At 66.8% G+C, this 10,230-nt stretch carries 11 protein-coding genes; 8 read left to right on the plus strand and 3 right to left on the minus strand.

Going from position 1 to position 10,230, the window contains the following annotated elements; translation table 11 throughout:
• Positions 1–1,326 (plus strand): multicopper oxidase family protein (locus FV233_RS26115; RefSeq protein WP_147899249.1); only part of this gene is annotated, 1,326 nt, incomplete at its 5' end.
• Positions 1,327–1,342: 16 nt separating this feature from the next.
• Here FV233_RS26115 and FV233_RS26120 read toward each other — a convergent pair.
• Complete coding sequence (locus FV233_RS26120; RefSeq protein ID WP_187278231.1) at positions 1,343–2,845, minus strand: NAD(P)H-hydrate dehydratase; 1,503 nt, start codon at positions 2,843–2,845, stop codon at positions 1,343–1,345.
• Positions 2,846–3,039: 194 nt separating this feature from the next.
• Here FV233_RS26120 and FV233_RS26125 point away from each other — a divergent pair, with 194 nt between their 5' ends.
• Together FV233_RS26125 and FV233_RS26130 are read left to right on the plus strand one after the other, a co-directional pair.
• Complete coding sequence (locus FV233_RS26125) at positions 3,040–3,378, plus strand: P-II family nitrogen regulator (protein WP_003600526.1); 339 nt, start codon at positions 3,040–3,042, stop codon at positions 3,376–3,378.
• Between the two features lie 238 nt (positions 3,379–3,616).
• Positions 3,617–3,793 carry a DUF2735 domain-containing protein gene (locus tag FV233_RS26130; protein ID WP_147855779.1) on the plus strand — a complete coding sequence of 59 codons (177 nt, stop codon included), beginning with the start codon at positions 3,617–3,619 and terminating at the stop codon, positions 3,791–3,793.
• A 75-nt stretch (positions 3,794–3,868) separates the two neighbouring features.
• Here the strand turns inward: FV233_RS26130 and FV233_RS26135 are convergent, their stop codons facing one another.
• A complete protein-coding gene (locus FV233_RS26135) occupies positions 3,869–4,903 on the minus strand; it encodes a glutamine synthetase beta-grasp domain-containing protein (protein WP_147855780.1) in 1,035 nt (344 codons plus the stop codon).
• A 341-nt stretch (positions 4,904–5,244) separates the two neighbouring features.
• Here FV233_RS26135 and glnA point away from each other — a divergent pair, with 341 nt between their 5' ends.
• From glnA to FV233_RS26155, 4 genes are all read left to right on the plus strand, one after another.
• On the plus strand, positions 5,245–6,654 hold the full coding sequence (glnA, locus tag FV233_RS26140; protein WP_147855781.1) for a type I glutamate--ammonia ligase: 1,410 nt from the start codon (positions 5,245–5,247) through the stop codon (positions 6,652–6,654).
• A 159-nt stretch (positions 6,655–6,813) separates the two neighbouring features.
• A complete protein-coding gene (locus FV233_RS30635) occupies positions 6,814–7,467 on the plus strand; it encodes an RNase A-like domain-containing protein (RefSeq protein ID WP_238262278.1) in 654 nt (217 codons plus the stop codon).
• A gap of 1 nt (position 7,468) precedes the next feature.
• Positions 7,469–7,747 carry a hypothetical protein gene (locus FV233_RS26150; RefSeq protein ID WP_147855782.1) on the plus strand — a complete coding sequence of 93 codons (279 nt, stop codon included), beginning with the start codon at positions 7,469–7,471 and terminating at the stop codon, positions 7,745–7,747.
• A 372-nt stretch (positions 7,748–8,119) separates the two neighbouring features.
• Positions 8,120–8,758, plus strand: coding sequence for a VOC family protein (locus FV233_RS26155; RefSeq protein WP_147899251.1), 639 nt, complete (start codon positions 8,120–8,122; stop codon positions 8,756–8,758).
• 167 nt (positions 8,759–8,925) lie between these two features.
• On the opposite strand, the gene FV233_RS26160 is transcribed toward FV233_RS26155, so the two are convergent.
• A complete protein-coding gene (locus FV233_RS26160) occupies positions 8,926–9,549 on the minus strand; it encodes a ribonuclease H-like domain-containing protein (protein ID WP_147857576.1) in 624 nt (207 codons plus the stop codon).
• 83 nt (positions 9,550–9,632) lie between these two features.
• Here FV233_RS26160 and FV233_RS26165 point away from each other — a divergent pair, with 83 nt between their 5' ends.
• Entirely contained in the window at positions 9,633–10,064 is a 432-nt protein-coding gene (locus FV233_RS26165; protein WP_147857577.1) for a cupin domain-containing protein, read from the plus strand.
• The last annotated feature ends 166 nt before the right edge of the window (positions 10,065–10,230 follow it).

Raw genomic sequence — 10,230 nt, forward strand, 5'->3', positions numbered from 1 at the left:
GCCCAACCCCCTGCCCTGCCGGCCGCCCCGGGCAAGACCCGCCTGCGGCCCGAGCCCGCGGCCGAGACCCCGGTCTGGTGTTTCGACGGCAAGGCCCTGCCCCCGCTGGTGCGGATCAAGCTCGGTCAGCCGGTCCGGCTCAAGGTCGAGAACCGCACCGACAAGCCGCTCTCGCTCCATTGGCACGGGGTGCGCAACATCAACGCGATGGACGGTGTCGGCGGCGTCACCCAGGCGCCGATCCCGCCGGGCGGCAGCTTCCTCTACCAGTTCACGCCTCCGGATGCCGGCACCTTCCTGATCCGCCCCCTCGTGGTCGGCGGGGCGAGCGAGCCGTCCGGCCGGGGTCTCGCCGGCATGCTGGTGGTCGAGGAGGCGACCCCGCCGCTGGTCGATGCCGATGTCGGCTTGGTGATGCAGGATTGGCGACTGGAGGACGACGCCAGCCTGATGCCGTTCGGGCAGGTTCAGTTCGCCGCCGCGAACGGGCGGCTCGGCAATCTCGTGACCGTCAACGGCAAGCCCGTTCCGGACACATTCGAGGCGCGTCCGGGCGCGCGCGTGCGCCTGCGGCTCGGCAATGCCTGCAACGCCCGCGGGACCCGGCTCCGGTTCGAGGGCGTGAAGGTGTACGTGGCGGCGGTGGACGGACAGCCGACCGACACGTTCGAGCCGCTGCGGGCGACCCTGCCGTTCCCTCCGGGCACCCGCTACGACCTGATGGTCGACCTGCCCGAGACCGAAGGCGCCGTGTGTTCGATCATCGCGCTGGTCGGGCAGGGCCTGACCCTGGCCACCGTCACCACGAAGGGCGCCCCGATCACCGACAGGCGCCCGCCGATCGGCCCGATCGGCGAGAACAAGCGCCTGCCCGCGGAGATCAAGCTCCAGAACGCCCTGCGGCGGGACGTGGTCATCACCGGCGGCGCCATCGTCCCGAAGGCCGCCAAGGATGCCGGAAAGGACAAGGCGGCGCCGGAGCCGGTCTACACCGGCGATCCCCAGAAGATCTGGACTGTGAACGGCACCAGTGCGACGACGGGCCTCCAGCCGATCTTCACGGTGAAGCGCGGGCAGGTCGTTGTCCTGGCCCTGCGCAACGAGACCGGCTTCCCGCAGGCCCTGCACCTGCACGGCCATTGCTTCCGGCTGCTCCATCCCCTGGATGACGGCTGGGAGCCCTACTGGCTCGACACGTTCCAGCTCCTGGAAGGCCGGACCGCCCGCATCGGCTTCCTGGCCGACAATCCGGGGCGCTGGCTGATCAGCGCCACGGTGCTGGAGCGGTTCGACACCGGCCTGTGGACCCTGTTCGAGGTCACATGAGCGGACGCCCGTTCCCCTATAGGGCGGCGTCGAAGAGACCGCCGAGGACGGCGGGCATCAGCTCGGGAAGATCCTCGGCGATCAGGCCGGGGCCGTGGCGCAGGCCGGCATCGCCGTGGAGCCAGACGGCGGCCGCGGCGGCCTCGAAGGGCGGCATACCCTGCGCCAGCAACCCGGCGATCAGGCCGCCGAGCACGTCGCCCGAGCCGGCCGTACCGAGATACGGGGTGCCGTGATCGTTGATCGCCGCCCGCCCGTCCGGGCTCGCGATCACGGTGTCGGATCCCTTCAGCACGACGACGGCACCGCTGAGCGCGGCGGCGGCGCGGGTGCGGGACACCTTGTCGGCGCCCTCGGCGGTGGCGTCCGTGCCGCCGAACAGCCGCGCGAACTCGCCCTCATGGGGCGTGAGCACGGCCCGGGACTCCCCATCCGCGATATGGGCGGCCAGCAGCGGGGCCTGACCCGAGAAGCTGGTCAACGCGTCGGCATCCAGGACCAGGCTGCGCCCGGCGGCTGCCGCCACCGCGACGCGCTCGCGGGTCGGCTCGCCGGTCCCGAGGCCCGGACCGGCCAGCACGACGTTGAGGCGCTCATCGGTGAGCAGGTCGTCGAGGTCGTCGGCGGTTTCGCAGGGACGCAGCATGATGGCGGTGAGTTGGGCGGCGTTCTCCGCCAGGGCAGCCGTGGGCGACGCGAGCGTGACCAGGCCGGCCCCGACCCGCAGGGCCCCCCTGGCAGCGAGCCGGGCCGCACCGGTCTTGGTAGCGGGACCGGACAGAACCAGCGCGTGCCCGCGGGTGTATTTGTGGCTCTCGCCGGTCAGGCGCGGGAACACCCGCGCCCACAAATCCGGCCCGTTCCGGTGGAGCGGCGGCTCGGCGGCGGCGCAACCGACCTCCAGGGCCGCTTCGCCCGCCCCGATATCGGCCAGGTGCCGACGGCCGCACAGGCTCCGCCCGGGCTGCAGCAGATGCCCCGGCTTGAACGCGACGAAGGTGACGGTCTCGACGGCGCGGATCGCGACGCCGCGTACGGCGCCGGTATCGCCGTCGACGCCGCTGGGGACGTCCACGGCCAGCACCGGGCGCCCACCGGCATTCACCGCCTCGATCAGGGCACGGGCGACGCCGTCGAGATCGCGCGACAGGCCGGCTCCGAACAGCGCGTCGATCACGAGGTCGCCGGAGGGCAGCGCGGCGGCCGTCGCCGGATGCACGGGGCCGGTCCAGGCGTCGGCCGCCAGGGCTGCATCACCCGTCAGGGCGGCGCGATCGCCGAGGAGGCACAGATCGACCGCGTAGCCGCGCTCCGTCAGCAGTCGTGCGGCGACGAACCCGTCGCCGCCATTGTTGCCCGGCCCGCACAGCACGACGGCGCGGCCGCCGTCGGGCAGCAGAGCCGCAGCGCGAGCGGCCACCGCGGCACCGGCGGCCTCCATCAGTCGAAGGCCAGGAATACCGCCATCGACGGCCGCCGCATCGACCCGGCGCATCGCCGCCACCGTCAGCACTCGCATGCTCATCCCCACGTCTGCCCGTGCACCGAACACCGCTGATTAAAAATGCGCCACAAATTCATCCAAAGCCCGAAGGATGTGCGTAGCTTGCGCTCCGAATGGGCACTAACGTGACGCCCGTCGCGAAAACGGCGTGGCGGAGGCTTCCCGACGATGTTAGAAATATCCGGCAGCGCAGCGCAGGCCCGAGCGGCATGAAGAAGATCGAAGCGATCATCAAGCCTTTCAAGCTCGACGAGGTGAAGGAGGCGCTCCAGGAGGTCGGCCTCCAGGGCATCACCGTCATCGAGGCGAAGGGCTTCGGCCGTCAGAAGGGCCATACCGAGCTCTATCGCGGCGCGGAATACGTGGTCGACTTCCTGCCCAAGGTGAAGCTCGAGATCGTGCTGTCGGACGCCCTCGTCGAGGGTGCCGTGGAGGCGATCCGCAAGTCGGCCCAGACCGGCCGCATCGGCGACGGCAAGATCTTCGTCTCCACGATCGAAGAAGCGATCCGCATCCGCACCGGCGAGACCGGCACCGACGCGATCTGAAGGCTGATCCGCGCGGCGTCGAGCCGGCGGATCTTACGCCTTGATCACGGGAACGATCAGCATTCCCACTCCGCGAACGCGCGTTTTCCTGCCCCGGCACCGTCCTGCCTAAGAATTCACTCTGCACGAATGTCCGGCATCGACGTGCCGAGGCATGGAGTGTTGCGCCGGCAACCCCACATCCTCGGGCACGGACGGCCGGATCGGCCGCTTCGATCCCATTCAGGAGGACCATGTGATGGCCGGAACCGACGGGCGTGAAACCGCCAAGATCTACGAATTGTCGGCATTCCGGCGCGCCCGACCCGCACCGCGGGCGGCCGAGAAGGCCAAGCCCGTGTCGATGCCGAGCTTCGGCGGCGCCTGGTACCACGAGGCCGCGATCCGCGACGACGAGCGCCCGCGCCGGACCTGAAAACGGCGAAGCCGGGCGCGAAGGCCCGGCTCCGGAGATTGTTGGACGTCGGAAGCTTTCGGCTCCCGATCCGCCTCAGGCGGCGACGGCGGCCTCGGTCGGCACCGAAGAGATCGTCTTCAGCACCTGCGAGGCGATCTGGTAGGGGTCGCCTTGCGAGTTCGGGCGGCGATCCTCGAGGTATCCCTTGTAGCTGCTGTTCACGAAGGAGTGGGGCACGCGGATCGAGGCGCCGCGGTCGGCCACGCCGTACGAGAATTCGTGGATCGAGGCGGTCTCGTGCTTGCCGGTCAACCGCATGTGGTTGTCCGGGCCGTAGACGGCGATGTGATCCTCACGGTTATTCTTGAACGCCTCCATGAGGGCCTCGAAATAGGCCTTGCCGCCATGCTCGCGCATGAACGCGGTCGAGAAGTTGCAGTGCATGCCCGACCCGTTCCAGTCGGTGTCGCCGAGCGGCTTGCAATGGTACTCGACGTCGATGCCGTAGGACTCGCAGAGGCGCTGGAGCAGGTAGCGGGCCATCCACATCTCGTCGGCGGCCTTCTTCGAGCCCTTGCCGAAGATCTGGAATTCCCACTGGCCCTTGGCCACTTCGGCGTTGATACCCTCGTGGTTGATGCCGGCGTCGAGGCAGAGGTCGAGATGCTCCTCGACGATCTTGCGGGCGACGTCGCCGACGTTCGAATAGCCGACGCCGGTGTAGTACGGGCCCTGCGGGGCCGGGAAGCCGCTGGCCGGGAAGCCGAGCGGGCGGCCGTCCTTGTACAGGAAGTACTCCTGCTCGAATCCGAACCAGGCGCCGGCATCGTCCAGGATGGTCGCGCGCTTGTTCGACTCGTGCGGGGTCTTGCCGTCCGGCATCATCACTTCACACAGGACCAGGACGCCGTTCTTGCGGGCCGGGTCGGGGAAGTGGCGCACGGGCTTGAGCATGCAGTCGGAGCTGCCGCCCTCGGCCTGCTTCGTGGACGAGCCGTCGAAACCCCACATCGGGAGCTGGTCGAGGGTCGGGAAGCTGTCGAATTCCTTGATCTGCGTCTTACCGCGCAGGTTCGGGACCGGCGTATACCCGTCGAGCCATATATACTCGAGCTTATATTTCGTCATTCCGGTTCTCTCGTCCGTTGTCGATGCGCGACCTGGTCAATCCCCGGGCGACGCGAACGGCATGCCGCCGTCTCGACGGCCGCTGCCGCCTTTGCACGGAGCATGCCAGGACTGTCTTCGTCCGCCTTCGATAGGTGGTGATTGCGCAGTTAGCCGATCACGGAATCGAGAGGCTCGGACCGAGAGGGAGCCAAACGTCTCGTTCCATGGGCGATTCCGCCCGTCCGCGGGTGGCAACGCGCGCGCGCGACGGATATCAAGCGGCTCGGCCGGTGCGGCCCGACCCAACGACGGCCGCTCCGAGCGAGAATCCCCGACGCCTTTCCTGGAGGATGCCCACGATGACGACTGCGGCCGAGGTTCTGAAGACCATCCGGGACAACGACGTACGCTACGTGGACTTCCGGTTCACCGATCCGCGCGGCAAGTGGCAGCACGTCACGTTCGACGTCTCCTTGATCGACGATGAGATCTTCGCCGAAGGCACGATGTTCGACGGCTCGTCGATCGCGGGCTGGAAGGCGATCAACGAGTCCGACATGCTGCTGATGCCGGACCCGTCCACCGCCTGCCTCGACCCGTTCTTCTCGGCCTCGACCCTGTCGATCATCTGCGACGTGCTCGAGCCCGCCACCGGCGAGCCCTATTCCCGCGATCCCCGCGGCACCGCCAAGCGCGCCGAGGCCTACCTGCAGCAGACCGGGATCGGCGACACGATCTATGTCGGCCCCGAGGCCGAGTTCTTCGTGTTCGATGACGTGAAGTTCGCCGCCGACCCCTACCGCACCGGATTCGAGCTCGACTCGACCGAGCTGCCGACCAACGGCTTCACCGATTATGAGGGCGGCAACCTCGGCCACCGGGTCCAGACCAAGGGCGGCTACTTCCCGGTGCCGCCGCAGGATTCGGCCCAGGACATGCGCGGCGAGATGCTGGCCGCCATGCAGTCCATGGGCGTGAAGGTCGAGAAGCACCACCACGAGGTGGCCAGCGCCCAGCACGAGCTCGGCATGAAGTTCGACGTGCTGACCAAGCTCGCCGACCACATGCAGATCTACAAGTACTGCATCCACAACGTCGCCCAGAGCTACGGCAAGTCGGCGACGTTCATGCCCAAGCCCGTCTTCGGCGACAACGGCTCGGGAATGCACGTCCACCAGTCGATCTGGAAGGACGGCAAGCCGGTCTTCGCCGGCGACAAGTATGCCGGGCTTAGCCAGGAATGCCTCTGGTACATCGGCGGCATCATCCGGCACGCCAAGGCGCTCAACGCCTTCACCAACCCGTCGACCAACTCCTACAAGCGGCTGGTGCCGGGCTACGAGGCGCCGGTGCTGCTCGCCTACTCGGCGCGCAACCGCTCGGCCTCCTGCCGGATCCCGTGGACCAAGAGCCCGAACGCCAAGCGCGTCGAGGTCCGCTTCCCCGACCCGATGGCCAACCCCTACCTGGCCTTCTCGGCCCTGTTGATGGCCGGCCTCGACGGCATCCGCAACAAGATCGACCCGGGCCCGGCCATGGACAAGGACCTGTACGAGCTGCCGCCGAAGGAGCTGAAGAAGATCCCGACCGTGTGCGGTTCGCTCCGCGAGGCGCTCACCAGCCTCGACAAGGACCGCACCTTCCTCAAGGAGGGCGGCGTGTTCACGGACGACCAGATCGACTCGTTCATCGAGCTGAAGATGACCGAGGTGCTGCGCTACGAGATGACCCCGCACCCGATCGAGTTCGTGCAGTACTACTCGCTGTGATGTGAAGGGGGGCCGGGCGCGAAGCCCGGCCCCGACTGTGAGAGGTGAGGTGGAAGCGCCCGTCGCCTACTCCAAAGCCAATTATCGAACAAAACAAGAACATGCTTGACACATAAGATTATTAGCCTATGAATGACCCACTCGCAGGCGGGGTGATTCATGGTCACGAAAGAGATCGTCGTCACCCGGTTCCGGTGGCAGCTGGCAGCTCTCAGTGTTGAGGTGAAGCTGCTTCGACTTGGCCTCATCCTTCGGGCCTACAATCCCGGCCAACCGCGGGTCCCCGCTGGGCATCCGGACGGGGGACAGTGGACGAGTGCCGACGGTTCGATCGGTCGCCAAAGAGATGACGATGTCCGTCTTTTCTTTGTCGGCGATGGAACCGATCGGCAGTATCGCGTCGATCTCAGATCTGAAGAAGGCCAAGGAGGACATACCCTCGGAAGGCACGTCGGAAAATCTGATGACGAATTGTTCGAGCGTGTGCGGAAATCGCAATGGCGTTCATTGATAGCCAACGGAGGAATTAAGCGAGATGGCAGCTTTGATTCGATCGAATCTGCAAATGATTTAGTTAACCAAACCATTGAGTCCAACCGGACTTCTGTCGATCGCGTTGCCTCTGGCGCAGATGCCCGCAAATTCATAAAAAAATTATTTGATCGTAAAACTGGTCGAGAGGCCTATAGTACAGACGAAGGTATTGTTCACATGCGGTACACATATAGCGTAGGCGTTGAACTTAGGTATGATTCTACTTCTCCGCGAGGATTCCGCGTCCGTTCGGCCTATCCTTTAACAGAGGGAGATTGAAATGCGTCTTTCGCAGGAATTCATCGAGTTCACTTTGCAATTCTATCAAGACCTTCTCGATGATGTGTCCAGTGAAGATGAGATGATCGATACCGTTCTTTCTCCAATAAAGGGGGACACAAAACGAGCAAATTTACGAAATTTTCTAGATGTAATCACACAGGACAAGATTTCAAATGAGGAATTGCGGAAGCTGTGGTGGTCATCATCTGCCGATGTCGTGTTTCACGACGGCGCCGAATTGAGAGCTTTTCTCATTAGGGTGCGGCATCGATTGTGACAAATATTTTCGGCGAAACTAAGCGCAGCGACGCCGAGGGCGGCTTCCCGAGAAGTCAGAATTTACCTGCTTCTGCGCGTGGCTCAACCACGATATCGCCGATTTGTACTGCTCGTTCGAAAACTTTACTAGCTTGTACCTTGGCGGATGTAGAGGCAAGGAACTAAGCCGGCGGCGCGATTTCATCGGTGCTGTACTAAGAAAAATAGCCTGAGGCCGAGTGGTATGTCTAGGCTCCAAACTACCGCAAGCACAGATGGGGTTTCGATAGGCCGGCGATTCTATGGCGCTTTCGGGCTCAGTTCACAAAAATTTGCAGAAAAGTCGGTGACACGTCGAGCTCCTGACCCTTCAACGACGGCTGACATACGCATGCTCACCCTCGACCACCTCGTCGTCGTGGCCCCCGATCTCGCGGAGGGCGTGGCTCATGTCCGCGACTGCCTCGGCCTCGACATGCCGGAAGGCGGGCGCCATCCCGAAATGGGCACCCGCAACCACCTGCTGCGCCTCGGCGCATCGACGTTCCTCGAAGTGATCGCCGTCGATCCCGAGGCAACGCCCCCGGCGCGCGCCCGCTGGTTCGGCCTCGGCGAGGCCGCGCGGGTGCGGGCGGAGTGGGAGGCAGGCCGGCGGCTGCGCGGCTTCGTCGCCCGCACCGACGACCTCGACACCCTGCTCGCCGCCCATCCCGACCTCCTCGGCGCGGCGGCGACGATGACCCGGGGCGCGCTGTCGTGGCGCTTCGGCCTGCGCCCGGACGGGACCTGGCCGGCGGACGGCGCCGCGCCCTACGCGATGGATTGGGGCCGCCGTCCGCACCCGGCCGGGACGATGCCGGATCTTGGGGCACGTCTCGCGGATTTCACGCTGGAGCACCCGGATCCGGACGCGACGGCGGCCCGGTTGGCGGGGCTCGGCCTCATCGATCCGCCGCGGATCGTCCCCGGCCCGCTCCCGCGCTACACCGCCCGGATCACGACGCCGTCCGGCCCGCGCACGCTGACCTGAGGACGGGCCCTCCCGGCCGGCCTGATCGGGTGGATGACCGGCGAGGAGGGCCTGGCCGCGACTCGCGAGCCCCGGCGCAGGAAACCTAGCAGCCCCCCATCGCGCCGCGGTGACGGGAAAGCCCCGTTCTGCACAGGAATCGCCGCACGGGGACCGGGTGCCACCGCTCAGGTGTGCGCGAAGATGTCGGTCTCCGGCCAGCCGTCCAGGTCGAGCCGGGCGCGGGTCGGCAGGAAGGCGAAGCAGGCGGCGGCGAGATCGGTGCGGCCCTCACGGGCCAGCATGGCGTCGAGCCGCTCCCGGGCGGCGTGGAGATGGAGCACGTCCGAGGCCGCGTAATCCTGCTGGGCCTGCGTCAGGGTCTCGGCGCCCCAATCGGAGGATTGCTGCTGCTTGGAGAGATCGACGCCCACCAGCTCGCGGACCACGTCCTTGAGCCCGTGGCGGTCGGTGTAGGTGCGGGCGAGCTTCGAGGCGATCTTGGTGCAGTAGGCCGGCTCCGGCATCACGCCGAACGCCTTGAACAGCACCGCCACGTCGAACCGGGCGAAGTGGAAGATCTTCAGGACTCCGGGATCCGCTAGGACGCGCTTGAGCACCACCGGTTCCGGCCCGTCCTGCGGGATCTGGACCACATCCGCCGTGCCGTCGCCGGTGGAGATCTGGACCACGCAGAGCCGGTCCCGGTGCGGGTTGAGGCCGAGCGTCTCGGTGTCGATGGCCACCGCCCGGCCCGCTTCGTAATCGGCGGGCAGGTCGCCACGGTGGAGGCGTACGATCGGGCTCGGCATTTTTTTGGGACCTTGAGGGTGTTGCGCCGGTACCATCGGCGCCAAGTGCCGGCAAGCTGCCGGCGCGGCACGCGGAGAGGCGAATGACGACAGCAGCCGAGGTGATCGCGACCCTGGGCCTCAAACCCCATCCGGAGGGCGGGCATTACCGCGAGACCTTCCGCGATCCGCGCATGGTGGACGGCCGCTCGGTCGGCACCGCGATCTATTTTTTGCTCGACATCGGCGAGGCCTCGGCCTGGCACCGCGTGGACGCCACCGAGATCTGGCACTGGCATGCCGGCGCGCCGCTGGTGATCACCACGAGCCCGAACGGCCACGACGCCACCGCCCAGCATCTCGGACCCGACCTCGCCGCCGGGCAGCGCCCGCAATGCGTGGTGCCGGCCGGCCATTGGCAGACCGCCACCAGCCTCGGCGCCTGGACACTGGTGGGCTGCACGGTCTCACCGGGCTTCGACTTCTCCGGCTTCGAGATGGCCCCGCCCGACTGGCGGCCGACGCCGAGGGGCTAGCGTCCGGGCGCGACCGGCACCGGGAAGGTGGTCATGGCGGCAAGCATTTCGGGCGAGACAGCGCTGCGGGCGCACGGGATGGACCATCGGTTGGACCGGTCCGCCTTGGCCGATCGCGGCGCCGGTGCGATAACCCCCGACCTCCCGCAGCCGCCCGCGCCATGCC

Source organism: Methylobacterium sp. WL7, assembly GCF_008040085.1.
In the GTDB taxonomy this organism is placed as follows: domain Bacteria; phylum Pseudomonadota; class Alphaproteobacteria; order Rhizobiales; family Beijerinckiaceae; genus Methylobacterium; species Methylobacterium mesophilicum.

Excerpts from the sequence above, each read along its gene's own strand:
- FV233_RS26120 (WP_187278231.1), bottom strand. The coding sequence starts at position 2,845 with ATGCGAGTGCTGACGGTGGCGGCGATGCGCCGGGTCGATGCGGCGGCC.
- FV233_RS26125 (WP_003600526.1), top strand. The coding sequence starts at position 3,040 with ATGAAGAAGATCGAAGCGATCATCAAGCCTTTCAAGCTCGACGAGGTG.
- FV233_RS26130 (WP_147855779.1), top strand. The coding sequence starts at position 3,617 with ATGGCCGGAACCGACGGGCGTGAAACCGCCAAGATCTACGAATTGTCG.
- FV233_RS26135 (WP_147855780.1), bottom strand. The coding sequence starts at position 4,903 with ATGACGAAATATAAGCTCGAGTATATATGGCTCGACGGGTATACGCCG.
- glnA (WP_147855781.1), top strand. The coding sequence starts at position 5,245 with ATGACGACTGCGGCCGAGGTTCTGAAGACCATCCGGGACAACGACGTA.
- FV233_RS30635 (WP_238262278.1), top strand. The coding sequence starts at position 6,814 with ATGGTCACGAAAGAGATCGTCGTCACCCGGTTCCGGTGGCAGCTGGCA.
- FV233_RS26150 (WP_147855782.1), top strand. The coding sequence starts at position 7,469 with ATGCGTCTTTCGCAGGAATTCATCGAGTTCACTTTGCAATTCTATCAA.
- FV233_RS26155 (WP_147899251.1), top strand. The coding sequence starts at position 8,120 with ATGCTCACCCTCGACCACCTCGTCGTCGTGGCCCCCGATCTCGCGGAG.
- FV233_RS26160 (WP_147857576.1), bottom strand. The coding sequence starts at position 9,549 with ATGCCGAGCCCGATCGTACGCCTCCACCGTGGCGACCTGCCCGCCGAT.
- FV233_RS26165 (WP_147857577.1), top strand. The coding sequence starts at position 9,633 with ATGACGACAGCAGCCGAGGTGATCGCGACCCTGGGCCTCAAACCCCAT.